Annotated in this window: 20 protein-coding genes and 2 pseudogenes; 14 read left to right on the forward strand and 8 right to left on the reverse strand. The window is 73.0% G+C overall.

Going from position 1 to position 24,448, the window contains the following annotated elements; genetic code table 11:
- Nucleotides 1–14: 14 nt before the first annotated feature.
- On the reverse strand, nucleotides 15–2,318 hold the full coding sequence (locus ABH925_RS08175; protein ID WP_370146460.1) for an FdhF/YdeP family oxidoreductase: 2,304 nt from the start codon (nucleotides 2,316–2,318) through the stop codon (nucleotides 15–17).
- A gap of 152 nt (nucleotides 2,319–2,470) precedes the next feature.
- The gene (locus tag ABH925_RS08180; protein ID WP_370146462.1) at nucleotides 2,471–3,172 is read right to left on the reverse strand and encodes an HAD family hydrolase; all 702 of its coding nucleotides are present in this window, start codon (nucleotides 3,170–3,172) and stop codon (nucleotides 2,471–2,473) included.
- 133 nt (nucleotides 3,173–3,305) lie between these two features.
- On the opposite strand from ABH925_RS08180, the gene ABH925_RS08185 reads away from it, so the two are divergent.
- The 4 genes from ABH925_RS08185 (at nucleotide 3,306) to ABH925_RS08200 (ending at nucleotide 6,650) form a co-directional block, all read left to right on the forward strand.
- Entirely contained in the window at nucleotides 3,306–4,091 is a 786-nt protein-coding gene (locus ABH925_RS08185) for a DUF1684 domain-containing protein (RefSeq protein WP_370146463.1), read from the forward strand.
- A gap of 86 nt (nucleotides 4,092–4,177) precedes the next feature.
- Nucleotides 4,178–4,786: a GNAT family N-acetyltransferase gene (locus ABH925_RS08190; protein ID WP_370146465.1), complete on the forward strand. Its 609-nt coding sequence runs from the start codon at nucleotides 4,178–4,180 to the stop codon at nucleotides 4,784–4,786.
- Between the two features lie 120 nt (nucleotides 4,787–4,906).
- The gene (locus ABH925_RS08195; protein ID WP_370146466.1) at nucleotides 4,907–5,605 is read left to right on the forward strand and encodes a FadR/GntR family transcriptional regulator; all 699 of its coding nucleotides are present in this window, start codon (nucleotides 4,907–4,909) and stop codon (nucleotides 5,603–5,605) included.
- Between the two features lie 181 nt (nucleotides 5,606–5,786).
- Entirely contained in the window at nucleotides 5,787–6,650 is an 864-nt protein-coding gene (locus tag ABH925_RS08200) for a fumarylacetoacetate hydrolase family protein (RefSeq protein ID WP_370146467.1), read from the forward strand.
- 125 nt (nucleotides 6,651–6,775) lie between these two features.
- Here the strand turns inward: ABH925_RS08200 and ABH925_RS08205 are convergent, their stop codons facing one another.
- Both ABH925_RS08205 and ABH925_RS08210 read right to left on the reverse strand, forming a co-directional pair.
- A complete protein-coding gene (locus tag ABH925_RS08205) occupies nucleotides 6,776–7,588 on the reverse strand; it encodes a TetR/AcrR family transcriptional regulator (RefSeq protein ID WP_370146468.1) in 813 nt (270 codons plus the stop codon).
- 49 nt (nucleotides 7,589–7,637) lie between these two features.
- A pseudogene (locus ABH925_RS08210) lies at nucleotides 7,638–8,551 on the reverse strand (diiron oxygenase).
- Nucleotides 8,552–8,699: 148 nt separating this feature from the next.
- On the opposite strand from ABH925_RS08210, the gene ABH925_RS08215 reads away from it, so the two are divergent.
- From ABH925_RS08215 to ABH925_RS08230, 4 genes are all read left to right on the forward strand, one after another.
- Nucleotides 8,700–9,401 (forward strand): rhomboid-like protein, encoded by a 702-nt coding sequence (locus tag ABH925_RS08215; RefSeq protein WP_370146470.1) that lies wholly within the window; start codon nucleotides 8,700–8,702, stop codon nucleotides 9,399–9,401.
- Nucleotides 9,394–11,223: a DUF885 domain-containing protein gene (locus ABH925_RS08220; protein WP_370146471.1), complete on the forward strand. Its 1,830-nt coding sequence runs from the start codon at nucleotides 9,394–9,396 to the stop codon at nucleotides 11,221–11,223. The genes ABH925_RS08215 and ABH925_RS08220 overlap by 8 nt, the downstream gene beginning before the upstream one ends.
- Before the next feature lie 131 nt (nucleotides 11,224–11,354).
- Nucleotides 11,355–13,631, forward strand: coding sequence for a DUF4139 domain-containing protein (locus tag ABH925_RS08225; RefSeq protein ID WP_370146472.1), 2,277 nt, complete (start codon nucleotides 11,355–11,357; stop codon nucleotides 13,629–13,631).
- Nucleotides 13,632–13,633: 2 nt separating this feature from the next.
- Nucleotides 13,634–15,310: a mucoidy inhibitor MuiA family protein gene (locus ABH925_RS08230; RefSeq protein ID WP_370146473.1), complete on the forward strand. Its 1,677-nt coding sequence runs from the start codon at nucleotides 13,634–13,636 to the stop codon at nucleotides 15,308–15,310.
- A gap of 7 nt (nucleotides 15,311–15,317) precedes the next feature.
- On the opposite strand, the gene ABH925_RS08235 is transcribed toward ABH925_RS08230, so the two are convergent.
- The 3 genes from ABH925_RS08235 to ABH925_RS08245 all read right to left on the reverse strand — a co-directional run bounded on the left by ABH925_RS08235 (nucleotide 15,318) and on the right by ABH925_RS08245 (nucleotide 18,659).
- Nucleotides 15,318–16,514: a phosphotransferase family protein gene (locus ABH925_RS08235; protein ID WP_370146474.1), complete on the reverse strand. Its 1,197-nt coding sequence runs from the start codon at nucleotides 16,512–16,514 to the stop codon at nucleotides 15,318–15,320.
- Nucleotides 16,515–16,597: 83 nt separating this feature from the next.
- Nucleotides 16,598–17,728, reverse strand: a complete 1,131-nt coding sequence (locus ABH925_RS08240; RefSeq protein ID WP_370146806.1) for a hypothetical protein — start codon at nucleotides 17,726–17,728, stop codon at nucleotides 16,598–16,600.
- Nucleotides 17,729–17,894: 166 nt separating this feature from the next.
- Entirely contained in the window at nucleotides 17,895–18,659 is a 765-nt protein-coding gene (locus ABH925_RS08245) for a protein phosphatase 2C domain-containing protein (protein WP_370146475.1), read from the reverse strand.
- 188 nt (nucleotides 18,660–18,847) lie between these two features.
- Between ABH925_RS08245 and ABH925_RS08250 the strand changes: the two genes are divergently transcribed.
- Together ABH925_RS08250 and ABH925_RS08255 are read left to right on the forward strand one after the other, a co-directional pair.
- Complete coding sequence (locus tag ABH925_RS08250; protein ID WP_370146476.1) at nucleotides 18,848–20,077, forward strand: TauD/TfdA family dioxygenase; 1,230 nt, start codon at nucleotides 18,848–18,850, stop codon at nucleotides 20,075–20,077.
- Nucleotides 20,074–20,661 (forward strand): phosphonate degradation HD-domain oxygenase, encoded by a 588-nt coding sequence (locus ABH925_RS08255; RefSeq protein ID WP_370146477.1) that lies wholly within the window; start codon nucleotides 20,074–20,076, stop codon nucleotides 20,659–20,661. The genes ABH925_RS08250 and ABH925_RS08255 overlap by 4 nt, the downstream gene beginning before the upstream one ends.
- Here ABH925_RS08255 and ABH925_RS08260 read toward each other — a convergent pair.
- The gene (locus tag ABH925_RS08260; protein WP_370146478.1) at nucleotides 20,656–21,423 is read right to left on the reverse strand and encodes a GntR family transcriptional regulator; all 768 of its coding nucleotides are present in this window, start codon (nucleotides 21,421–21,423) and stop codon (nucleotides 20,656–20,658) included. The genes ABH925_RS08255 and ABH925_RS08260 overlap by 6 nt on opposite strands.
- Before the next feature lie 195 nt (nucleotides 21,424–21,618).
- On the opposite strand from ABH925_RS08260, the gene ABH925_RS08265 reads away from it, so the two are divergent.
- From ABH925_RS08265 to ABH925_RS08280, 4 genes and pseudogenes are all read left to right on the forward strand, one after another.
- Entirely contained in the window at nucleotides 21,619–22,809 is a 1,191-nt protein-coding gene (locus ABH925_RS08265; protein WP_370146479.1) for a fatty acid desaturase, read from the forward strand.
- Between the two features lie 94 nt (nucleotides 22,810–22,903).
- Nucleotides 22,904–23,671, forward strand: a complete 768-nt coding sequence (locus ABH925_RS08270; protein ID WP_370146481.1) for an SDR family NAD(P)-dependent oxidoreductase — start codon at nucleotides 22,904–22,906, stop codon at nucleotides 23,669–23,671.
- Between the two features lie 145 nt (nucleotides 23,672–23,816).
- Nucleotides 23,817–24,209 carry a large conductance mechanosensitive channel protein MscL gene (gene mscL, locus ABH925_RS08275; RefSeq protein WP_370146482.1) on the forward strand — a complete coding sequence of 131 codons (393 nt, stop codon included), beginning with the start codon at nucleotides 23,817–23,819 and terminating at the stop codon, nucleotides 24,207–24,209.
- A 24-nt stretch (nucleotides 24,210–24,233) separates the two neighbouring features.
- Nucleotides 24,234–24,437, forward strand: a pseudogene (locus ABH925_RS08280) (SDR family oxidoreductase); the annotation flags it as partial.
- Between the last annotated feature and the right edge of the window lie 11 nt (nucleotides 24,438–24,448).

Below are 24,448 nucleotides of genomic sequence, written 5' to 3' on the forward strand. Positions count from 1 at the left end.
GTCGGCACGGGCGGTCAGGCGACGGGGCCGGAGTCCGGTTCGATGCGGACGACCACGGACTTCGAGGTCGGGGTGTTGCTGGTGTCGGCCGTGCTGTCCAGCGGGACCAGCACGTTGGTCTCCGGGTAGTACGCGGCGGCGCAGCCCCGGGCGGTCGGGTAGTGGACCACCCGGAAGTGCGGCGCGCGCCGTTCGACGCCGTCGGCCCACTCGGAGACCAGGTCGACGTACGCGCCGTCGGCGAGCCGGTGCTCGGCCGCGTCGTCCGGATGCAGCAGCACCACCCGGCGCCCGTCGGTGATGCCCCGGTAGCGGTCGTCCAGGCCGTAGACCGTGGTGTTGTACTGGTCGTGCGAGCGCAGCGTCTGCAGCAGCAGGCGGCCGGCCGGGACCTCCGGTGCGGTCAACGGGTTGACGGTGAAGTTGGCCTTGCCGGTCGCGGTGGGGAAGGCCCTGCGGTCGCGCGGGCCGTGCGGCAGCGCGAAGCCGCCGGGCTGCTTGATCTTCTCGTTGTAGTTCTCGAAACCGGGGACGACCCGGGCGATCCGCTCGCGGAGGGTGCCGTAGTCGGCGGCGAACTCCTCCCACGGCACGGTGTTCCTCGCGCCGAGGGTGCGCCGGGCCAGGCCGCAGACGATCGCGGTCTCCGACAGCAGGTCGTCGGCCGGCGGCTTCAGCGCGCCTCGTGAGGCGTGCACCATGCCCATCGAGTCCTCGACGGTGACCTGCTGCGGGCCGCTGGCCTGCAGGTCGCGGTCGGTGCGGCCGAGCGTCGGCAGGATCAGCGCCCGCGCGCCGGTGACCACGTGCGAGCGGTTGAGCTTGGTCGAGACGTGGACGGTGAGCCGGCAGCGGCGCATCGCCTCCTCGGTGACCTCGGTGTCCGGCGAGGCAGCCACGAAGTTGCCGCCCATGGCGAAGAAGACCGAGACGGCGCCGTCGCGCATGGCACGGATGGTGTCGACCACGTCGTGGCCGTGCTCACGCGGGGGTTCGAAGCGGAACTCCTTGCCCAGCGCGTCCAGGAAGGCGGCGCCGGGCCGCTCGAAGATGCCCATGGTGCGGTCGCCCTGGACGTTGCTGTGGCCGCGCACCGGGCAGACGCCGGCGCCCGGCTTTCCCACATTGCCGCGCAGCAGCAGGAAGTTGACGACCTCGCGGATGGTCGGCACGGAGTGCTTGTGCTGGGTCAGGCCCATCGCCCAGCAGACGATGATCTTCTCGGAGCCGAGGGCCAGCTCGGCCAGCTCGCGGATCTGCGCCTCGGGCAGACCGGTGGCCTCCCGAACGGCGTCCCAGTCGGTGTTCCGCGCGTCGGCGGCCCACTCCTGGTAGCCGTGGCAGTGTTCGTCGATGAACGCGCGGTCGAGGACCGTCCCGGGGGCCTTCTCCTCGGCCTCCAGCAGCAGCAGGTTCAGCGCGCGGAACAGGGCCAGGTCGCCGCCGAGGCGGATCTGCAGGAACAGGTCGGTGAGCTTGGTGCCGTTGGCGACCAGGCCCCGGGCGTGCTGCGGGTTCTTGAACCGCTCCAGCCCGGCCTCGGGCAGCGGGTTGACGCTGACGATCCTCGCGCCCGCGCGCTTGGCCCGCTCCAGCGCGGACAGCATCCGCGGGTGGTTGGTGCCGGGGTTCTGCCCGGCGACGATGATCAGGTCGGCCTGGTAGAGGTCCTTGAGGTGGACGCTGCCCTTGCCGATGCCGATGGTCTCGGTCAGCGCCGAGCCCGAGGACTCGTGGCACATGTTGGAGCAGTCCGGCAGGTTGTTGGTGCCCAGCTGCCGGGCGAAGAGCTGGTAGGCGAACGCGGCCTCGTTGCTGGTGCGCCCGGAGGTGTAGAAGGCGGCGGCGTTCGGGCTGGGCAGTGCCCTGAGCTCGTCGGCGACCAGGTCCAGCGCCGCGTCCCAGCTGATCGGGGTGTAGTGGGTGGCCCCCTGTTCCAGCAGCATGGGCGTGGTGAGCCGGCCCTGCTGACCGAGCCAGTAGCCGGAGCGGCCGTTCAGGTCGGCGAGGGAGTGCTCGGCGAAGAACTCCGGTCCCACCCGCCGCAGCGTGGCCTCCTCGGCGACCGCCTTGGCACCGTTCTCGCAGAACTCGGCGGTGTGGGTGTGCTCCGGCTCGGGCCAGGCGCAGCCGGGGCAGTCGAAACCGTCCGGCTGGTTGAGCTTTGTCAGGGTGCGGACCGAACGGGCCGCTCCCATCTGCGCGGTGGCGATCTTCGTCGTGTGGAGCAGCGCGGGCAGCCCGGCGGCGGCGTGCTTGGGCGCGGCCACCTGGGGGGCGTCCTGCGCGGGATCGTCTGCGGGTGCCTGCCTGGCCATGGTCCTCACACCTCCGGTCGTGCGGCGCGGCCCGGCTTCACTGCCGGACGCCGCTGTCCTCGGTGGCCATCATTCCACTGCCCGGCGGGCAGGTTGACAGCGAGCACCGCCCGCCGGGCAGCAGCAGGGCAGGAGCCCGGCCGGGCAAGGCCCTAGCTCTCCAGCACCCGCCTCAGGGCCGCGGTCAGGCCATCCGGGCGCTGGTCCACCGGCACCGGGTCGACCTGGTGGAACGCGCAGCCGAGGGCGACCGCGCCGCCGTCGGCGGGCAGGTCGTCGCCGACCATCAGCACCTCCGCGGGCGCGTGGCCGAGCAGCTCGCAGGCGGTCCGGAAGATCCGCGGGTCGGGCTTCTGGATCTCCAGCTCGAAGGAGAGCACATAGGCGTCGACATACGCGTCCAGCCCGTGCTTGACGAAGACCGGGCGCAGGTCCCAGCCGATGTTGCTGACCACGGCGACCGGGACGGCGTTGCGGCGCAGTTCCTTGAGCACCGCCTCGGCGTCGGGGTAGGGCTGCCAGGCGGTGGGGGACATATGGCGCTGGTAGAGCTCGGTGGCCCAGGCCTCGGTGCGCTCCGGCCCGAGCGCCGGCAGCAGCGCCGCCCTGGTCTGCGCGGTGTACGCGGCGCGATGGCGGGCCGCGTCCACGTCGCGCTCGTACCAGCCGGGCGGCGCGGCCAGCGGCGGCGGACCGCCGGGCAGCGCCCCGTACTCGGTGAGCCGGCGGGCGCACTCGGCGTGCTCGGCCGGGGTCAGCGCGTCGAGGGCCGAGCCGAGGGTGGCGAACCACTCCTCGACCGACTCGATGCGGAACAGCGTGCCGGAGAAGTCGAACATCACACCCTTGATCATGCCGACGATGCTGCCGCACCGGACCGGTGCCGGGCAACGGAGCCATGCCCGGCGCCGGTACTGGGCATGAGACCTTCGGCGTAGCGCGCGAATCCGTCAGCGCCGCTCCCTTCCCGTACCGGAGGTACCGCAGTTGAGCAGCAGCCTGGACGAGTGGAAGCACTGGCGTGACGCCCGCGTGGTGGAGGCCCGGGCCCCGCACGGGCCGCTGGCCCTGACCGGGACACACTGGCTGGCCGATCTGCGCGAGGGGGTCCCCGGGGTGCCGGGCCGCTGGGAGCCGCAGGGCGGCGGCGTGGTGCTCACCGCGCGGCGGCACGACGGGCTGGAGGTCGACCACGTCGCGCTGGACGGGTCGGTCCGGCTCACGCCGGACACCGCGCCCGAGCCGTCGCTGATCACCCACGGCGGCCGGCTGCTGGTGCTGATCCTGCGTGAGGGCGATTACGCGGTACGCAGCTACGACCCCGCCTCGCCCACCCGTGCCTCCTTCGCCGGCATCGACACCCACCCGTATCACCCCGCCTGGGTGCTGCCCGCGCGGTTCACCCCCTACCCGCGGGCCAGGACTGTCGGGGTCGGCCACGCGGACGGTCGCGAGCGCGGGCTGGCCCTGGCCGGGACGGTGGCGTTCACCGCGCCCGGCGCGGCGGGGGAGTCGGCGCTGCGGGTCAGCCTGGCCGAGGACGGGACCCTGAGCGCGGTCGTCGCGGACGCGTCCAGCGGTGCCGATTCCTTCCCGTTCCGCTTCGTCGAGCTGCCGGCGCCGGACCCGGAGGGGACGACGCTGCTCGACCTGAACCGCGCCCACCTGCCGCCCTGCGCCTTCGCGGACCACTTCGTCTGCCCGTTCCCGCCGCCGGGCAACACCCTCCCCTTCGCCGTCCCGGCGGGTGAACGGCGCGTACTCAGGCACTGACCGCGTCACGCACTGACCGCCTCGACCACTGACTGCCTCGACCACTGACCGCGCTTGTGAAGCGTGGGACGGGGCAGGGTAGGGGCGTGAACGATCAGCGACAGCCCCTGCCCCGGCCGGACTTCCTCACCAAGCCCACCCTCGACGGCGAGCTGGTGACCCTGCGCCCGGTCACCGCAGCCGACCTGCCCGCGCTGCGGCCGATGCTGGCGGACCGGGAGGTGGCCCGGCTCACCGGCAGCACCAGCGCGGCCCCGGACGACGCCCGGCTGCGGGCCTGGTACGCCACCCGGATCGGCCAGCCCGACCGGCTCGACATGGCGGTGCTGGAGCGGGCGACCGGAGCCTGCGTCGGCGAGGCCGCGCTGAACGAGTGGGACCGGCACAACGAGTCCTGCAACTTTCGGATCGCCCTGGCCGGCTCCGCCCAGGGCCGGGGTCTGGGCACCGAGGCGACCCGGCTGATCTGCGGCTACGGTTTCGAGAAACTCGGCCTGCACCGGATATCGCTGCAGGTCTACGCCTTCAACCCGCAGGCGCGCCGGGTCTACGAGAAGGCCGGCTTCGTCGCCGACGGTGTGCTGCGCGACGCGCTGTACTGGGAGGGCGAGTGGGTCGACGCGGTGGTGATGTCGATCCTGGCGGACGAGTGGGAGCGGCACCGTGGGCACCAGGAGCAGCCGGGTCGCGCATAATTGGGGCGCTCGGCGCTCCGTGTCGGGCGGTTCCGGGGATTTCCCGGGCGGTGCCTCCGGTGGCTTCGGTGACTTCGACGGCTCCGGTGGCGGCTGGTTCGGGTGGAGGGAGGTGGCCGCGTGTCGGTCACGGACGAGGCGATCGCCCGGATCCGGGAGATGATCGCCGACGGTCGGTTGAAGCCGGGTGACCGGCTGCCCAAGGAGGCCGACCTCGCCGCGCTGCTGGGCCTGTCCCGCAACTCGCTGCGCGAGGCGGTGCGGGCGCTGTCGCTGATCCACGTGCTGGACGTACGGCAGGGCGACGGCACCTACGTGACCAGCCTGGAGCCCGAGCGGCTGCTGGAGGCGGTCGGCTTCATGGTGGAGCTGCGCCACAACTCCTCGCTGCTGGAGGTGTTCGAGGTACGGCGGCTGCTGGAGCCCGCGGCGACGGCCCGGGCGGCGGAGCGGATCACCGCGGAGCAACTGGCCGAGCTGGAGCTGGAGATGCAGCGGGCCGAGGCGGCCGAGACGTTGGAGCAACTGGTCGAGCACGACCTCCAGTTCCATCGCATGATCGTCGCGGCGGCCGGCAACCAGGTGCTCGCCGCGCTGCTGACCCAGCTCAACTCGCCGACGGTGCGCGCCCGGGTGTGGCGCGGACTGACCCAGGACGGTGCGCAGGCCAGGACCCTGGCCGAGCACCGGGGAATCGTCGCCGCGCTCAGCGCACGGCGCGGGGATCTGGCGCACGCCTGCGCACTGGTGCACATCGCGGGCGTGGAGGAGTGGCTGCGCGCCTCCGTCCAGGCCGTCGAGGACCAGCCCCCGGCGTAGTGCCCGGACCGGCGCCCGGTGGAGCGCCCGGCGTAGTGCTTTGGGTCAGGCGATCGGGCACGGGGGACGGGTCCGGATGCTGGGCGGTACTGGACGGGGCGCGCCGGGGATTGGTATACATCGGATCTCCTGGCGGCGGTGGACGACCGGACCGTCCCGATCGCGAAGGTGGTGATGGCAGGTGCGATTCCTGCGCACAGGTCCTGCGGGTGCCGAACGGCCCGCCCTGCTCGGCAGCGACGAGACGACGGCCTACGACCTCTCCGGCTACACGGACGAGATCGACGGGGCCTTCCTCACCCGACTGCTCGACGAGGGCACGGGCGAGCTGACCGCGTTGCTGGAGCGGGGTGAGCTGCCGGTCCTGGACCTGGCCGGACGCCGCATCGGCGCGCCGCTGGCCCGTCCCGGCAAGGTCGTCTGCATCGGCCTCAACTACCGCGACCACGCGGCCGAGACGGGTGCGGACATCCCGTCCGAGCCGGTGGTCTTCATGAAGGCGAGCAACACCGTTGTCGGCCCGGACGACGAGGTGCTGGTCCCGAGGAACAGCCTCAAGACCGACTACGAGGTCGAACTGGCCGTGGTGATCGGCCGTACCGCGCGCTACCTGGACTCCCCGGCCGACGCCGCGGGGGTGATCGCCGGGTATGCGATCAGCAACGACGTCTCCGAGCGCGAGTTCCAGCTGGAGCGCGGCGGGACCTGGGACAAGGGCAAGTCCTGTGAGACCTTCAACCCGCTCGGGCCCTGGCTGGTCACCGCGGACGAGGTCGGCGACGTGCAGCGGCTGGGCCTGCGGCTCAGCGTGAACGGCGAGTCGCGGCAGGACGGCGGCACCGCCGACATGATCTTCGACGTGCACCATGTGATCTGGTACCTCAGCCAGTTCCTGGTGCTGGAGCCCGGTGACGTGGTCAACACCGGCACCCCCGCCGGCGTGGCCATGGGCAAGGGCGGCCATGCCTTCCTGCAGCCCGGCGACGTCATGGAGCTGGAGATCGACGGGCTCGGCCGGCAGCGACAGGTGCTCGGCAAGGCCTGACCCCGGCAGCGACCCGAACGGCGGTTCCGCGATGGACGCGGGGCCGCCGTTCTCGTCCGTTGGAGCGTCGCCCTGTCCATTGGAGATTCAACCAAAAGGGCGAATAGATCCGATGTATCCGGCCGTCAGGCCGGTGACTGGGGAGTAGCTTCCCGCAGCAGTCCGCCGAGCCGGGCGACCAGATCCACGCCCGCGCTCTGCGCCCCCGCGGCGGTCAGCATGCTCCGCAGCACCCGCGCCGCCTGCGCGTCGTGCAGCGCGGTCACCGCGAACATCGCCACGAACTCGTCCACCAGCCAGTCCCGCAGTTCGGCCGCCGCGCCGACGCCCGCGCCCGGGTGCACCCGCCGGCTGTCGTCCAGCCAGGTCAGCGCGGCCGTCTCGACGACGGAGATCCAGGAGCGGACCAGCAGCGTCAGCCGCGGCCCCGGCTCCTTGACCAGCAACTGCTCCACGATGCTGAGGTGTGCCGCGCGGCGGACGTCGTCCACGATCGCGGTGGTGCGCTCCGTCTCCGCCACGGAGCCACCGCGCAGCAGCGCCCCGTACCCGGCGGCATGGTCGTCGACGAAGGCGAAGTACTGGTCCAGGACGTGTCCGAGGCGCTCGGTCGGCGTACCGTGCACGGGCGCGACGAAGCGCGCGGACAGCTCGTCGGCGGCGGTGCGCAGCGCGGCCTCGTACAACTGCTGCTTCCCGCCCGGGAAGTAGCGGTAGACCAGGGGGCGGGAGGCCTCGGCGGCGACGGCCACGTCGTCCAGGGAGACCTCCTCCGGAGCGTGCCGGCTGAAGAGCTCCAGTGCCACGGCGATGAGCTGCTCCCGCCGCTGTTCCACCGGCAGCCGCCGGTAGGGCCCCCGCCGGGCGCGGGGCGCCCGCCCGTGCCCCGCGGTGCTGTCGGTGGCGGGCTCAGTCCCGGCGGTCGCGGCAGGATCCATGTGCCCACCCTAACCAGAGCGGCCGGGCGGATCCGGCGTAAGCGGACGGTCAGCGCGGGAGAAGACCGGAGCGGCGCCAGCCGGCCCGGTCCAGCGGGCCGTGGATCACTCCGGTCTCCTGCAGGAAGGAGGTCAGCTTCTCCGCCGACCACTGCATGGTCTCCCTGCGGTGCTCGCTCTGCCGCGCCTGCCGCAGCGCCTCCTCCACCTTCAGTCCGACCGCCGCGTACACGCCCGGGTGAATCAGTGCGCGGGCCACCACGACCGAGGCCTCCGCGGACACGGTGCGGGTCAACTGCCGTTCCCAGGCCGGGCACTCGGCCATCTGCCGGCGCAACTCCTCGCGGGCGTAGCGCACATGCCGTGCCTCCTCGACCACGTGGATCCGGGTGATGCCCCGGATCAGCGGCTGGACCGTCTCGTCCGGGAAGGTCTGCCGCTGGAAGCGGTCGAGGATCTCCTCGACCAGCAGGGTGGCCGTGAACGCGCCGGGGGTGGTCGCCGTGGTCTTCAGGACCCGGCCGAGAAAGCGGGTGACACCGCCGGGGCGGTAGTACGGGGTCCCCAGCTTGGTCACCATGCGGGCGAACATCCGGGAGTGCCGGCACTCGTCGGCCATCTCGGTGAGCGCGTAGGTGACATGGCTGCTGCGCGGGTCGAGGTCGTAGATGTGCCGCGCCAGCAGTTGCATCAGGATGATCTCGAACCAGACCCCGCGGAGGCCAGGCTCGCCGACTCGTGCCGGGACAGCTCGATCCGGCGCTCCTCGGAGAGCCGGTCCCAGATCGGGGTGCCGTAGAGGGAGACCATGCGTTCGGGGAGGAACCACTTGCCGGGCTCCAGTGGCGCGTCCCAGTCCAGCTCGGTGTCCGGGTCGTAGGAGTGCTTGGCGGAGGCCTCCAGCAGCCGGTCGGCCACCCGTTCACGATCCGTCAGCAGTGTCGTTCCGGCTCTGGGTTGCATGGCCGCCCTCCCGTGGTCGCGATGCCCGCGCGCTCTGCTCTTATGAGACTCCATGTCAGCAACACCGTCAATGCCTGGTTGACCCGCACTGCCGCACCGGGTGAACCCCGGCTATGACATATCCAGCAGAACCAGCACAATGGCCCGCATGACGACGGAAGCGCCGCCCGGCAACCGCCCGCCCTCCAGGCCGCGCCGGGTCGTCGCCCGGGTCTGGGCGTATGTGCTGGACGCCCCCGGCACGTTCGTCTACCTGCTGATCCTGGGAGCGAACACCTTCGCCCTGGTGCACATGTCACCGAGGGTCAGGAAGTACTTCCTCCGCACCAACAGCACCAACCTCGCCGAGCTGGGCCACCATCCGGTCAAGGTCCTGATCACCAGCGCGTTCTGGACCCAGACGCCCAGCTTCCTGATCTGGTTCGTGCTGTTCAACCTCTTCCATGTGCCGGCGGAGCGCTGGCTGGGCACGCTGCGCTGGCTGGTCGTCATCGTGATCGCCCATGTCGGCGCGACCTTCGTCAGCGAGGGCACGGTCGACCTGCTGATCCGGGCCGGCGCCCTGCCCCACCGGGACACCCGCACCATCGACATCGGGGTCAGCTACGCCCTCTCCGGCTCCGTCGGCGTGCTGACCTGGCTCTTCGCCCGCCCGGTGCGCTGGTACTACCTCGGCGTCACCGGCGCGTTCTTCCTGGCACTGCTGATCGGCTACCGGGACTTCACCAACCTCGGGCACTTCACCGCCTTCCTGCTCGGCCTCGCCTGCTATCCGCTCACCCGGTCCCGGTCCACCAGGGGCGTACTGCCACCACGGTTCGGGGTGCGCCAGGATGGGCCGCATGGTTGATCACGCAGCGAGTTCCGACGCACCCGACTCCCCGGCCGCCGCCCCCGGCGTCGCCCGCACCGACACTCCGCGCCGTATCGCCGACGCCTACGTCGACGCGCTGGCGGCGCTCGACCCGGGCGTCGCCGCCGGTCTCGGGGTCAACCTCGACGACGACCGGCACGTCGACCTGTCGCCCGAGGGCTTCGCGGCCGATGCCGCGCTGGCCCGCGACACCCTGGCCCGCGTCGCCGCCGCCGTCTCGGACGACCCCGCTGTGACCGACCGCGCTTTGACCGACGCCGGTTTGTTCGACTCCGGTTTGGTTGATGCCGGTTTGGTTGATGCCGGTTTGTTTGATGCCGGTTTGTTTGATGCCGCAGAGGCGGCCTGTGCCCGGCTGATCCGCGAGCGCCTCACCGCCCGCCTCGCCGTGCACGACGCGGGCGACCACTTCCGTTCGCTCCGCAACATCGCCTCCCCGCTGCACCCGGTCCGGGAGATCTTCACCATCATGCCGACCGCCACCGACAACGACTGGTCGGTGGTCGCCGGACGGCTCCGCAACGTCGCCGGTGCGCTGGAGGGCTACCGGGCCACCCTGACCGAGGGCGTGCGCCGTGGGCTGCTGAGCGGGCCGCGCCAGGTGGAGACCGTGCTCGGGCAGCTGGCCGGCTGGCTGGGCCCGGACGCCGGCCGCAGCTGGTTCGCCGGCTTCGTGGCCGGCGGTCCGGACCGGCAGCGTCCCGAACTCGACGCCGCCGCCCGCCAGGCCACCGCCGCCGTCGCGGTCTTCCGCGACTGGCTCCGCGACGAGTACGGACCCGCCGCGGCGGGCGCGTCCGACACCGCCGGGAGCGAGCTCTACCGGCGCGCCGCCCGCTTCAACACCGGCGCCGACCTCGACCTGGACGAGGCCTACCAGTGGGCCTGGAGCGAGTTCCACCGGCTCGACGCCGAGATGCGGACCGAGGCGGGCCGGGTCCTGCCGGGGGCCGTACCGCTGGAGGCGATCGAGCACCTGGAGCGGCACGGACACTCCGTCAGCGGGGTCGACGCCATCCGTGACTGGCTGCAGCAGCTGATGCAGGAGGCCATCGAGGCGCTCGACGGCACCCACTTCGACCTCGACGGGCCGCTGCGCCGGGTCGAGGCCATGATCGCCCCGGCCGGCAGTGCGGCCGCGCCCTACTACACCCGCCCCAGCCTGGACTTCACCCGTCCCGGCCGGACCTGGCTGCCGACCCTGGACCGCACCGAGTTCCCGACCTGGCAGCTCGTCAGCACCTGGTACCACGAGGGCGTCCCCGGCCACCACCTGCACCTCGCCCAGCGGATGCGCTCTGCCGGAAGGCTCTCCCGCTACCAGTGCACCATCGGCAGCGTCAGCGCCGACACCGAGGGCTGGGCCCTCTACTCCGAGCGCCTCATGGACGAGCTCGGTTTCTTCGGCGACCCGGGCCGCCGCCTCGGCTTCCTCGACGAGCAGATGCTGCGCACCATCCGCGTCATCATCGACATCGGCATGCACAACGGCCTGCTGATCCCGGCGGACTCGCCGTTCCGCCCCGGCGAGCGCTGGACGCCGGAGCCGGCCACCGAGTTCTTCGCCGCCTACAACGGCAGCCCGGCCGAGATGCGGGAGAGCGAGATCGTCCGCTACCTGGGCTGGCCCGGCCAGGCCATCGGCTACAAGCTGGGCGAGCGCGCCTGGCGACGCGGTCGCGACCAGGCCAGGAAGGCGCACGGGGCCGCGTTCGACCTCAAGGCGTGGCACATGAAGGCGCTCTCGCAGGGAGCCTTCGGCCTGGACGACCTCACCGCGCAGCTCGCCTCGCTCTGACCCTGCTCCGGGCGTGCCGGACCCGGGTGTCCGGCCACCCGCCGGACCGGCGCGGAAGATCCACGCAGACGGCTGAGGATTGTCGGCGGGGTCGTCTAACGTGGCCCCGACGACTCCGCCAGGGAGGGGCCATGCCCGCACCGCTCACCACCAGCTCGGTACTCCACTCCGTGGTGGTGTACGCCTCGGGCGCGCTGTGCACCCGGCGGGCCCGGGTGCGCCTCGGCGCGCGGCCGGACCGCCGGATCCGGCTGCGGCTGGACGGGCTGCCGCTGACGATGGACGCCCGCAGCCTGCGCGCCCGGATCGACGGCGGTCCGGCCGGCAGCCGGGTGGTCGACGTGCGGCGCGAGGTCGCCGCGGACATCTCCGAGCCCGCCGACCTCGCGCCGCTGCAGCGCGCGCTGGACGCCGCCGAGGAGGCCGCCGACGCCGCCCGGGCCGTCCAGAGCGCCCTGGCCGAGCAGGTGGAACGGGTCGCCGGGGTACGGGCGGTGCCGCCGCCCACACGTCGGGGCGATCCGCACCGCCTCGCCCCCGCCGAGGCACTGCTGACGCTGGCCGAGTTCGTCGACAGCCGGCTCGACGCGCTGCACGGCCGGTTGATCTCTGCCGGCGACGCCCGCACCGAGGCCGACCAGCGGGTGGAGATCGCCCGCAGACGGCTGCGCGAGGCGTCGGGGGCACTGCCCACGCAGACGGTTCGCACCACCAGCAGCGTGCTGGTCACCCTGGATCTCGGCGCGGAGCATTTGACCGGACCCGAGCCCTCGCCCGGACCCCAGCCCTTGCCCGGACCCGAGCCCTCGCCCGAGGCCGGGTCGGCGGCCGAGCCCGGGGTCGAGCTGGAGTTGGAGCTGGAGTACGGCGTCCCCGGGGCGACCTGGGCGCCGGTCTACGACCTCAGACTGACCGGCATCCACGGCGACGCCCCCGGTGCCACCCTGGCCATGCGGGCGGTGATCGCGCAGCGCACCGGCGAGGACTGGCGCGGCGTGCGGCTCGGTCTCTCCACCGCCGACCTGCGGCGACGGACCGACGCACCGGAGCTGCGCTCGCTGCGGATCGGACGGCGGCAGGCGGAGCAACCCGCGCCGGCGCACCGCGAACCGCCGTCGGGCCTCCCGGAGTTGTTCGCGGGCTATGACGCTTTCCTGGGCGCGCAGCCCGTGCCGCGCACCGTCGCCGCAGCACGGGCGCACCAGGAGTGGCAGCTCCTGGGCGGAGCACCGGAGGTCGCCGGTGCCAGTGCCAGTGCCGACATCGAGGCCAGCGCCGACGCGGGTGCCGGCACCGTCAGATCAGCCGGTGTCGCCAGGCGCGCATCCCGGGCTGCCGGGCCCGGTTCCGCGCAGCCGGTGCCGTCGGCACCGCAGCCCGCGGCCTACGCTTCGGCGCCGGTGCCGAGCGGCTACGGTGCCGCACCGGGTGCGCCGGGTGCGGCACCCTTCGCCGTCGGCGGAGCCGCACGTGGAGTGGCGCGTGGTGCCGTCGCCGAGGACATGGTCCCCCAGGCGCTGATGGCCGCCGCGCCGCCGCCGTCGGGGCCGCCGCCGCGTCAGTTCCAGCAACTCGCGGAGCCCCCACGCGACTTCAACGACCTCGCGGTCACCGGGGCGGACGGAACGCGGGGCGAGCGCGGCCGGCTGCTCCCCGCGTCGGCCGGGCTGGACGCGGTCACCGTCGAATACGTACGCCGCGCCGAGTCCGTGGCCGGACTCGCTCTTCCCGAGCACTGCTCGCCGGTCCGGTTCTCCGCCGGTTCCTTCGACTACCGCTACGACACCGCCGCCCCCGTGGACGTCCCGGCGGACGGGGGCTGGCACACCGTCCCGGTCCAGGCCTTCCCGGTCACCCTCGCGCCCGAGCACGTCTGCGTGCCCTCCGCCGACCCGCGGGTCTACGCGGCGGTGCGCGTCGGCAACACCAGTGGGCACGCGCTGCTCGCCGGTCCGGCCGAGGTCTCCCTGGACGGCGACTACCTGATGACCACCCAACTGCCGACCCTGGCCCCGGGCCAGAGCCGCCGGGTCGGCATCGGTGTGGTCGAGGGCATCCAGGTCGCGCGGAACACCCAGATGCGGGAGACCACGGCGGGGCTCCGCAACGGAACGCTGGTGCTGGAGCACCGCGTCGAGGTCGAGCTCGCGAACCGGCTCGGTCACCCGGTCACCGTCGAGGTCCGCGAGCGGGTGCCGGTCAGCGATGACAAGGACGCCAGGGTCGACGAGCAGGCGGCCACCCCGCCGTGGACCGCCGTCCCGCCGGAACAGGACGTGACGCACCGGCGCGGGATGCGCGTCTGGCTGGTCACCCTGGAGCCGCGCGCCACCACCCGGCTCTCCGGCGGCTTCGACATCCGCATCCCGGCCGCGAAGGCCCTGTCCGACGGAAACCGGAGGCACTGACCATGGCGGACGACACGGCCCACACGGACGACCCGGCCGGCACCCTGCCCGGCGCCCTTCCGGAGAGCGCCGCCCCTTCGGACGACGCGGTCACCCCGCCTCCGGCCACCCTGCTCCCGGTCACGGCGGTCACCCTGCTGGAGGACCGTGCCGAGGTCGAGCGCCTGGCCGTGCTCGACCTCGGCGGCGGCGTCCAGAAGCTGCGGTTCGGCCCGGTCAGCCCGCTCGCGGTGGACCGCTCGCTGCGCGCGGAACTGCTGAACGCACCGACGGCGAGCGTCCTGGACGTCCGCCTGGTCCGGCTCTACACCCCGCCACCGGCCGGTGGCCCCGACCCGGCGGCGTCCGAGCTGCAGCACCGCATCCATGAACTCGACGAGCGCATCCTCCGGGTCAAGGCCGACTGCGCGCGGCTGGCCAGCCGTGTCGCCATCCTGGACCAGCTGGTCGCCGACCTGTACCGGGAGATCGCCGAGGGCTCCGGGGCGGGCGAGGCCGACCCGGAGCGCTGGACGGCGCAGCTGGACCGGGCCGAGGACGCCCGGTTCCGTCACGGCGAGGAACTCCGGGTCGCGACGCGGCTGATGGCCCGGCTGCGTACCGAACTCGCCGAGGCGACCCGGGCCCGGGACGAGGCCGAGGAGCGGCCGCTGGTTCTCTCGGCCTTCGTCGAGGTGGTGATCGAGGCGGCGCAGCCCGCGGCCGGGGCATCACTGCGGGTGCTGCACCTCACCCCCTGCGCGCTGTGGCGGCCCGCCTACCGGGCGACCCTCGCCGCGGAGGGGACGTCGCTCCTGCTGGAACGCGAGGCCGTCGCCTGGCAGCGCACCGGCGAGGACTGGTCCCGGGTGCGGGTGGCACTGTCCACCGCGCGCACCACCCTCGCCGCCGAACCCCCGCAGCTCGCCGAGGACGTCCTGCGCCTGGTGGACCGGACGCCGCAGGAACGCCGCACCATCGAGGTGGACCTGCGTGAGGTGGACATCCAGACCGTGGGTCCGGTCGACGACGCCTCGGACCGGCCGACCGGAGGCGGCGCGCCGCTCCCGGGCGTCGACGACGGCGGCGAGGCCCGCCTGCTGACCGTCCCCGACCCGGTCACGCTGCGCTCGGACGGCCGTCCGCACCGGATCGGCCTCGGGTCCTCGACGCTGCCGGTCCGCACCGGGTACTCCGCCGCGCCGGAGCTGTCCACGCTGGTCACCCAGACCGTCCGGTTCAGCAACGGCACGGGTCAGGTGCTGCTCTCCGGCCCGGTGGAACTGGTGCGCGGCAGCGGTTTCGTGGGCCGGGGCGAGCTGCGCTTCACCGCCGAGGGCGCGCCGGTGGAGCTGTCCTTCGGCAGCGAGGACACCTTCCGGATCGTCCGCAGCGTCGAGGAGTCCCGCGACACCGCGACGATCAGCGGACGGACGGTGATCCGCCGCACCGTGCGGCTGTCGGTCTCCCGCTTCGCCCCTCCGGATGCCCCGCCGGTCACCGTCACCGTGCGCGAGCGGCTGCCGGTGTCCGAGATCTCGGCGGTCGAGGTCCGTCTCGACAAGGAGCGCTGTGCTCCGCAGCCCGACGCCACCGACGCCGACGGCATAGTCCGCTACGAGCTCGGCCTCGCCCCGGACGAGCGCCGTACGCTGACCCTCGGCTACGAGCTGACGGCGGCGCGGGCGGTGGCGCTCTGACGGCTGGTCACATCCCCTGCCAGTAGCGGTCCTCGACCATCGCCTCCAGGGTGGCCCGGTGCAGGATCAGTTGGTCCGGGTCGGCGGGCGCGGCCGTCTCGCCGTAGTGCAGCTGCCGGTAGCCGATCCTGAGCATCACCACGGCATGCCGCAGTGCCGCGTACAGGAGGTGGAAGTCCATGTCGCGCGGCGGGTGGCCGGTGGCCTCGGCGTAGCGGGCGCAGGTGCGCCCGCGGTCGAGGAAGTCCGGCATGCCGGGCTGTCCGGAGCCCTCGGTGAGGTCCTGGAAGAAGCGGTGCAGGAAGATCAGCCAGGCCAGGTCCAGCTCGCGCGGACCGAGTGAGGCCATCTCCCAGTCGAGCACGGCAGCCGGGGTGAAGCCCTGGTAGAGGATGTTCCCGATCCTGGCGTCACCCCAGCTCAGCACGGTGGGGCCGCTGTCCTCCGGCCACAGCTCCTCCAGCCGGGCGAAGGCCCGCTCGATCAGCGGTGAGCGCGGGCGGCCGGCCACCACGAAGGTGTAGTACGCGTGCTGCTCCTCGACGTGCCGCCGCAACGCGTCACCGGCGACGTACCCGACCGCAGGCGTACCGCCGTTCGCATCGCCACCCGTACCGCCATCCGTACCGCCACCAGTAACGCTGCTCGTACTGCTGCGACCGGGGGTGAGGAACGACGTCGCCTCGTCGGCCGCGACCGTGTGCAGCTCGGCCAGCACCTCCACCGTCGCCTGCTCCAGTGAGGCGCGATCCGCCGCGCCGGCCTCGAACAGCCAGTTGCCGCCGTAGGTGTACGGCATCACGTCCGGTGGCACCCGTCCCTCCACCCGCTCCATCAGGAACCCGGGCGCCCCGAGTGGCCCGGGATCGGTCTCCAGTCGCAGCAGCCGGGGGACCGGCACCTTCGTCCGCTCCGCGACGAGCCGGATGGTCCGGTACTGCCGTTCCATGTCGTACACGGGGAAGACCGCGTAGGCGTCCGGGTCGGGGGCCAGCCGCAGCACGCACGGCCGCGCGGGTCCGCCACCGGGCGGGAGCAGGTCGAACAGCACCGTGTCGCTGGACATGCCGTTGGACGGCGGCACGCTGAGCCCGCCGATCCGGGCCCCCGGCTCCCCGGCGTCGACCCAGGCGGCGAGCCGCTGTTCGAGGACGGCGGGGTCGCGGGTGGTGGTACGCGGGCGAGGGGTGCTGGGTGTCGCCATCGGCTGGCCTCCGTAGCGGCGGTGGGCGGCGAGGTGCGGACGGGTGGGACGGGCTCGGGCCGGCGGACCGCTCGGGCGGGGGTTCAGGGCGCGACGGAGGAGAAGTCGGTGAATCCGCTGGGGTCGTGGCGCCCGAAGCTGCCGTGCTCGAAGATCCCGTACCCGACCTCCCCGTCGAGGGTGAAGCGCGCCGCGTGATCGGTCACCCCGTACGCGATCGCGCTCGCGACGGCGGCGTGCGCGGGGTCGGCGGGGTCGTCGAGCCGGTAGACCAGCCGCTCGCTCCAGTCGCGCCCCTGCCAGGTCCCGTGCTGCCATCCCTGCGCGGGTGGATATCCGGCGCCGACCGCCAGCGGGCTGCTGGTCAGCACCTCAGCGTGGATGTCCAGCTGCTTGCGGGCGGAGTCGGTGAGGTGGATCACCGCCGCCCGCGGAGTCCGCGTCCCCGGCGTGTAGTCGATGTCGACATACGGCCAGCCGAGCTGCTCGTCCGGGCGAGCCGGCGCGTCCTGCGCATCGGAGTGCGGGTGCACCAGCACCGCGTCGCTCAGCGTCCGGAAGCCGTCGGCGTCCTCCTGCAGCAGCACCATCACGAAGCGGTCCTGGAACCTGATGGGGCACCAGACCCAGTGGAAGCCCTCGGGCCGCTGCTCCTCGGCCGCGCGCCCGGGCTGCTCCCCGGGGATGGGGCGCACGCCCCAGCTGCGGTCCCGGGTTCCGGTCCAGTCGGCGGGGGTGACGGTGTGCTCCACCCCGTCGGCGCGGATGGTCCCGCTCGCGGTGCCGGCCTGGACGAAGCGGCGCCCCTCCAGCGTCAGCCGGTCGCCGGTACGGGCGACGTGGTGCGGTTCCCACAGGGCGGGGAATGCCGCCTCCCAGGTCAGGTCGAAGCTGAGGCCCTGCCCCTGCTCGCCTTCGTGACCCCGGCCGTCGTCCGGCTCCGGCTCGCAGACCAGCCGCAGTCGCCGCAGCGGGTGCTGAACCTCGATCCGCAACGGTCCCACCCGCAGCTGCATCCGGTCGTCGCCCAGCGCGTCCGAGGCCCGAACGGCGTGCAGCCTGCCGCCGGTCCTGAGGGTCGCATAGGCGTCGATGACCCCGGTGTTGGGGTAGACGCCCAGGCCGGCGATGAGCAGCGCCCGGCCGCTGTGGTCGAAGACGTGGAAGATGCAGCGGTCGTAGGCGTTGCGGTCGCCGGTGGCGACGTGGCGCATGGACAGCGGCACCTGGTGCACCGGGTACTCGTCCAGCGGGACGGGCCGCTGCGCGGCCGGGCGTCGGGACACGGGGGGACCTCCCTGGGATCAGCAGCATCTGACGGTACGTCAGAGATGGCCGCCGAGCCAGAGGATGAACCCAGCCGGTTCGCCGCGCCAGCCGCTACGGGCGGGGTCCGGCGCCCGGGACGGCGAAGGCCGCCGTCGCGTCGTCGTGGCGCTTGCCGCCGTACCGGCCGGCCGGCGTGGCCAGTTCGGCCTCGCGTACGGCCTGCACCACTGCGGCCGGGCCCTGCTTCTCCAGGGCGTCCAGCAGCTGTCCCCAGCTCCACCCGTAGCGCTCGACCAGCCGGGACACCCCGTCGGTGACCACCGCGAATCGCCGCACCCCCGCACTGGGCAGGCTCCGCACCAGTGCCCGGTCGGCGGCCTCCGGCCGCGCCCCGGCGACCCAGAAGCCCGCGTCGCTGTTGCGCAGCCGGCTCACCGACTCCCGGTCGTAGGCGGGCAGCCGGTCGACCCGGTCGTCATGCAGGACGATCACCTCGTCGTCCACGGTCTCGACCACCACCGGCGAGTCCGCCAGAACCAGGAAGTCCAGCATGCCCTCGTGCTCGCGGGCGACCGCCACCGTGCTCGACGGGCTGTCCGGGTTCCGCAGATCGCAGCCGCTGCCGTGCAGTGCGGCGGTGCCGACGATGCCGGTGCGCAGGGCCTCGCGCAGGGGCAGTCCGGGCTCCTCGATCAGGGCGAGTGCCAGCCGGCCGCCGAGCCGGCGTGCCAGCCAGGCGACGTCGTGGACGCAGCCGCTGGGCAGTCCGCTGGCGGTCGCGCCGTCGAGGACCGCCACGAAGCACTCCGAGGCGATGACGAAGTCCTCGTTCGTGGCGGCGTCGGGACTGGGCAGGCTGGCGTGGCTGATCTGCACGCTGCCCATCATGCCAGCGCCGTTCGCACACGCTGCTTCCCTGGCGGACCGACACCGCTTCGCCGTGCGTGCGACACCCGTCGGCCATCGACCCCACATCCGCGCGCCATTCTTCGCTGGCAGGTTCCTCCTAGGAAAAGTTGGCTATACAACTTTGCAGAGAGCGTCATCTCGATCCTGGAGGCACTGTGACCACCGCGCCGCTCCACCCGCCGTTGACCGAGTTCCCGCCCGTCTGGCTGCGCGACAACTGCGACTGCGGCGAATGCCGTGATCCGGCGACCGGCCAGAAGCTGTTCCAGATCACCGATCTGCCCGCCGACCTGGCCGTCGGCTCCGAGCAGACCGTCGAGTGGAACGGCCGCACCGTCCACGAGGTGCACTGGCTCCCGGACGGCCACCGCTCCCGCTACGGCGCCGACTGGCTCGGCGGCACGGCGGCCTTCGTCGGTGCCGACGACGTTGCCGACGCCGGCACTGCCGCTGAAGCCGGCGAGCGGACCGACCCCGCTGCCCGGTCCGACCACGGCGACGGGCGCACCGAGGACGCCAAGCAGCTGTGGACCGCCCCCGACCTGGCCGACCGGCTGCCCGAGGCCCGCTGGGCCGACTACCTCGCCGACCCGGCCGAGCGGCTGCGGCTGCTGGACTCGGTCGCCCGCCTGGGCTTCGCGCTGCTGCGCGACGTGCCGGTGCGCGAGGGCCAGGTACTGGCCGTCACCGAGACCTTCGGCTACGTCCGGGAGACCAACTACGGCCGGATCTTCGAGGTGCGGGTCGAGGAGCAGCCGAACAACCTGGCCTTCACCAGCGTCGCGATCACCCCGCACACCGACAACCCCTACCGCGACCCGGTGCCCACGCTGCAACTGCTGCACTGTCTCGACAACAGCTCGCCCGGGGGCGACTCCGGCCTGGTCGACGGCTTCGCGGCGGCGGCGCTGTTCCGGGCGGAGGACCCGGAGGGCTTCGCCGTGCTTACCCGCACCCCGGTGCCGTTCCGCTTCGCCGACGGGGAGACCGAGCTGCGCGCCGACCGGCCGCTGATCGGCGTCGACCCGCGCGGCCGGATCCGCGAGGTGCGCTTCAACAACCGCTCCATCGGCACGCTGCGGCTGCCGGTGGCCGAGACCGCCGCGTTCTACGCCGCCTACCGCGCCTTCGGCGAGTTGCTCCAGCGCCCGGGAAGGCAGCTGGAGTTCCGGCTGGAGCCGGGCGACTGCCTCATCTTCGACAACGTCCGGCTGCTGCACGCCCGTACCGCGTTCGAGGCCGGCGGCAGCCGTCGGCTCCAGGGCTGCTACGCGGACCTGGACGCCCTGGACAGCACCCGCGCGGTGCTCCGCCGGACGGCGGCAGCGGTCTGCGCCGGCGAGGTCCGCGCCGGCGAGGTCCGGACCGAGGGAGGCGCGGCGTGAATCCGCTGGACACCCTGGCCGCGCTCTTCGACGGAGAGGGCGCCGCCGAGTATTTCGGCGAGGCCGTCACCCAGGCCCAGCACATGCTCCAGGCCGCGTTCCTGGCCCAGGGCGAGGGCGCGTCCGCGTCCCTGGTCGCCGCCGCCCTGCTCCATGACATCGGCCACTTCGAGACTCTGACTGCTCATCACGGCGGTTCCAGTGGAGCCGAGTTGATGTCGGGGACCGACAACCGTCACAGCGTCACCGGGGCAGAGTGGCTGGCCGGATGGTTCGGACCGGCCGTCACCGAGCCGGTGCGGCTGCATGTCGCGGCCAAGCGCTACCTCTGTGCCGTCGAGCCCGACTACTTCGGCAGGCTCTCCGAGGCTTCGGTCCACACCCTGTCGGTCCAGGGCGGCCCGATGACCCCCGAGCAGGCGACGGCCTTCGCGGCCGGCCCCTACGCGGCAGACGCCGTGCGGCTGCGCCGCTGGGACGAGGCGGCCAAGGACCCGGACCTCGCCGTGCCCGGGTTCGAACACTTTCGGCCGCTGCTGGCCGACCTGATCACGGCACAGGCGCCGCCGGTCCGGGCGTCATGACGCGGACGTAGCGCCACCGCCGGTCCGGCTGCGGGTCAGCACCGTCGAGGCCGACGAGTTGTGCACCGTGAAGGCGACGGTGCCGGGCAGGTAGCGGTCCTCGGACCACTCCACCGGCACCCCCGCCGGATCGGTCGCGCGCCGGCGCTCCCGCAGCAGCGGGGCGCCGGCCGCGCAGCCGAGCAGTTCGGCGTCCTGCGCCTCGGCGTGCACCAGGTCGATGGTGTGATCGGCGTCTACCAGCAGGACGCCGTGCCGGGCCAGCAGGTCGGTGACCGAGACCGCCTCCGTCGGCATGGCCTCCACCAGGGCCCCGACCGCCGGGGGGTACGAGGTGCGCTCCACCATCACCGGACGGCCCGAGAGCGTGCGCAGCCGCAGCACCCACAGCACCTCGCCGTCCGGACCCAGACGCAGCTGGTGCTGCTCCTCCTCGGTCGCCGCGCGCCGCTCCTGGTGGACGACGCTGCCGCCGGGCTGCTCGCCCAGCGACCTGGCCCAGCCGGTGAAGCTCGTCAGCTCGCTGAAGTCCTGCAGCGGCGGATTGTCCAGCACCACGCGCCTGGTCCCACGCCGCGAGGTGACCACACCGTCGTTGCGCAGCACCGCGAGCGCCTGCCGTACGGTGCCCCGCGACACGGCATAGCGCTCCGCGAGCGCGCTCTCGCTCGGCAGTCGCCCGCCGGACCCGTAGATCTCCTCGGCGATGGCCCGGCGCAGCTCCGCCGCCACCTGCCGGTACCGCGCCTGTTGCGTCGCCACCAGTTCCTCTCCCAGCCGTCAGGACCCGACCCTACCGGGCTGGTGGCGGAGCCGATGGGGGGCTCGCAGCAGGGGGCTAACCCCCGGTGCACCCGGGTGGGCACTCCATGGTTCGTCCCCGCCCCGGTTCATAGGTTTCAGGGGTGGCCGGGGAACCCCGGCCCGGTACGCCGCGCAGAAGCCAGGAGACACCTGATGCCCCCACCACAGGCCGCCGTCAGCACACGCACATTCCGCGAGAGCCCCGGCAGTACGGAGGCGACCGCCGGCGCGGCGACCGGTCCTGCGGCGGACCACGCTCCAGCGGACGGTGCTGCGGAGGACAGTGCTGCGGAGGACGCCGCTGCGGAGGACGACGGTGCGTTGGTCGGCGCGTCGCCGACCAACGGGGCGCAGGCCAGCGAGTTCAGCCCGCTGCTGCGGACCGTGCGGGCCGCAGGGCTGCTGGAGCGCAGGACCGGCTGGTACGCCCGCAGCATCGCGCTGAACGCACTGCTGGTGGCGGCCACCTGGGCCGGCGTGCTGCTGCTCGGCGGCTCCTGGTGGGTGCTCGCGCTGGCACTGCCGACCGCCGTCCTGGGCGCCCGTACCGCCTTCGTGGGCCATGACGCCGGCCATCAGCAGATAGCCGAGAGCCGCCGGGTGAACCGGGTGCTGGGCCTGATCCACGGCAACCTGCTGCTGGGCATGAGCGTCGGCTGGTGGACCGACAAGCACAACCGCCACCACGCCAACCCCAACCACGTCGACAAGGATCCCGACGTCGGCGTCGGCGCCTTCGTCTGGACCCGGCGCCAGGCCGCAGAACGCACCGGATTCGCCCGCTGGCTGACCCGCCATCAGGCCGCGCTGTTCTTCCCGCTGCTGCTGCTCGAAGGCGTCGCGCTCAAGGTCTCCAGCATCCAGGACCTGCGGAACCGGCCCCGGCGCGAGCGGCTGGTCGAGGGCGTGCTGCTGGCGGCCCACTCCGTCGGCTACGTCGCACTGCTGCTGGTGGCCATGGACCCGCTGCACGCGCTGGCCTTCGCCGCGCTGCACCACGCACTCTTCGGCCTGCACCTGGGGAGCGCCTTCGCCCCCAACCACAAGGGCATGGAGATGCCCGACCCGGACGGTGACCGCTGGGGCCACCTCCGCCGTCAGGTGCTGACCTCGCGCAACGTCCGGGGTGGCCTGCTCACCGACTGGTTCCTCGGCGGACTCAACTACCAGATCGACCACCACCTCTTCCCGAGCATGCCGCGCCCCAGCCTCCGCCGCGCCCAGCCGCTGATCCGCGCCCACTGCGCCGCCCTCGGCCTGCCGTACACCGAGACCGGGCTGGTCGAGTCCTACCGGCAGGGCCTGCGCCACATGCATGAGGTCGGTGCCGAGCTGCGCGGCTGACCAGGCAGGGTGCTTGACGAATGAGTGGGCACTCACTCAGACTGAGTGTGCGCTCACTCGGGGCGTCGGGTACTCACCGGTAGGGAGAATCGACATGGTCAGCTCCAGCTACGCGGAACTCGGCGGCAAGGTCGCCGTCGTCACCGGCGGCTCACGCGGGATCGGTGCGGAGACCGCGCGGGCGCTGGCCGCCGACGGCTGCTCCGTCGCTGTGGTGGGCCGCGACCAGGACGCCCTCGACCAGGTCGTCGGGGGCATCGCCGCGGCCGGCGGACGGGCGATCGCGGTGCTCGCCGATGTCACCGACGAGGCGGCGCTGGCCGCCGCCCGCGACACCGTCGAGGCCGAACTGGGTCCGGTGGACCTGCTCGCCGCCTTCGCCGGCGGCATGGGTGCCCCGACCCCCACCGCGGCGCTCACCCCGGCGCGCTGGCGCGAGGTCATCGAAACCGACCTGACCTCGACGTTCCTCACCGTCCAGACCTTCCTCGGCTCGATGCTGGAGCGCGGCCACGGATCGATCGTCACGATGTCCTCGGCGGCGGGCCGCCAGAGCAGCCAGGCCAACGCCGCCTACGCGGCCGCGAAGGCGGGCGTGGTGATGTTCACCCGCCACCTCGCCGCCGAGGCCGGGCCGCGCGGGGTCCGCGTCAACTGCCTTGCCCCCGGGACCGTACGCACCGAGAAGATCGCCGCCCGGATGCCCGAGGAGGTGCAGCAGGCGGTCGCCGCCCGCCACCCCCTCGCCCGTCTCGGCACCCCCGAGGACTGCGCCGCCGCCGCCCTGTTCCTCTTCTCCGACGCCAGCTCCTGGCTCACCGGCCTCACCGTCGACATCTCCGGCGGCCTCGTCACCCACTGACGACGGGCCCGCCGCACGCAGACCCGCATCGCCGCGCCCACACCCCGCTCACCGCTGACGGGCAGTCACCTGTTCGGACTGCCCGGCGAGCCGCTGAGCGCGGATGGATCAAGGCTGGAGGCAGCTGTGAATCAAGGAGGCCGCGATGCTGCACGGGTTCAAGAAGTTCATCCTGCGGGGAAACGTGATCGACCTGGCGGTCGCGTTCGTGATGGGTGCCGCGTTCGTCGCGGTGGTGAACAGCCTGGTCAACGATCTGCTGACGCCGTTGATCGCCGCGATCTTCGGAAAGCAGGACTTCTCCGCACTCACCTTCACGCTCAATCACAGCCTCTTCCGGTACGGCGCGTTCATCAACGCCCTGATCTCCTTTGTGCTGATCGCCGCCGCCCTGTACTTCTTCGTGGTGGCGCCGCTCAACGCGATGGCCGACCGCAAGCGTCGCAACGCCGGGCTCCCCCCGATCGAGGAGCCGCCCACCGAGCTGGACCTGCTCACCGAGATGCGCGACCTGATGCGCAACCCCTCCCGCCCCTGACGCACCACGCTCCCGGCGAGCGATGCTGCGCCGTCCGCGACGGGGGTGCAGCAGACGGTCCCCGCCCGCCACCCCATGGCCCGCCTTGGCACTCCCGAGGACTGCGCTGCCGCGGCCCTCTTCCTCTTCTCCGACGCCAGTTCCAGGCTCACCGGCTCACCGCCGACATCTCCGGCGGCCTCATCACTCGCTGACCGGGGCCGGATGCACGGTCTACGCTGCGCGTGACCCGCGACCGC

This window comes from Streptacidiphilus sp. EB129 (genome assembly GCF_041262645.1).
Taxonomy (GTDB): domain Bacteria; phylum Actinomycetota; class Actinomycetes; order Streptomycetales; family Streptomycetaceae; genus Streptacidiphilus.

What these genes read in the sequence shown, in the direction of transcription:
- ABH925_RS08175 (WP_370146460.1), bottom strand. Translation starts at nt 2,318, where the DNA reads ATGGCCAGGCAGGCACCCGCAGACGATCCCGCGCAGGACGCCCCCCAG.
- ABH925_RS08180 (WP_370146462.1), bottom strand. Translation starts at nt 3,172, where the DNA reads ATGATCAAGGGTGTGATGTTCGACTTCTCCGGCACGCTGTTCCGCATC.
- ABH925_RS08205 (WP_370146468.1), bottom strand. Translation starts at nt 7,588, where the DNA reads ATGGATCCTGCCGCGACCGCCGGGACTGAGCCCGCCACCGACAGCACC.
- ABH925_RS08215 (WP_370146470.1), top strand. Translation starts at nt 8,700, where the DNA reads ATGACGACGGAAGCGCCGCCCGGCAACCGCCCGCCCTCCAGGCCGCGC.
- ABH925_RS08220 (WP_370146471.1), top strand. Translation starts at nt 9,394, where the DNA reads ATGGTTGATCACGCAGCGAGTTCCGACGCACCCGACTCCCCGGCCGCC.
- ABH925_RS08225 (WP_370146472.1), top strand. Translation starts at nt 11,355, where the DNA reads ATGCCCGCACCGCTCACCACCAGCTCGGTACTCCACTCCGTGGTGGTG.
- ABH925_RS08230 (WP_370146473.1), top strand. Translation starts at nt 13,634, where the DNA reads ATGGCGGACGACACGGCCCACACGGACGACCCGGCCGGCACCCTGCCC.
- ABH925_RS08235 (WP_370146474.1), bottom strand. Translation starts at nt 16,514, where the DNA reads ATGGCGACACCCAGCACCCCTCGCCCGCGTACCACCACCCGCGACCCC.
- ABH925_RS08240 (WP_370146806.1), bottom strand. Translation starts at nt 17,728, where the DNA reads ATGCGCCACGTCGCCACCGGCGACCGCAACGCCTACGACCGCTGCATC.
- ABH925_RS08265 (WP_370146479.1), top strand. Translation starts at nt 21,619, where the DNA reads ATGCCCCCACCACAGGCCGCCGTCAGCACACGCACATTCCGCGAGAGC.
- ABH925_RS08270 (WP_370146481.1), top strand. Translation starts at nt 22,904, where the DNA reads ATGGTCAGCTCCAGCTACGCGGAACTCGGCGGCAAGGTCGCCGTCGTC.
- mscL (WP_370146482.1), top strand. Translation starts at nt 23,817, where the DNA reads ATGCTGCACGGGTTCAAGAAGTTCATCCTGCGGGGAAACGTGATCGAC.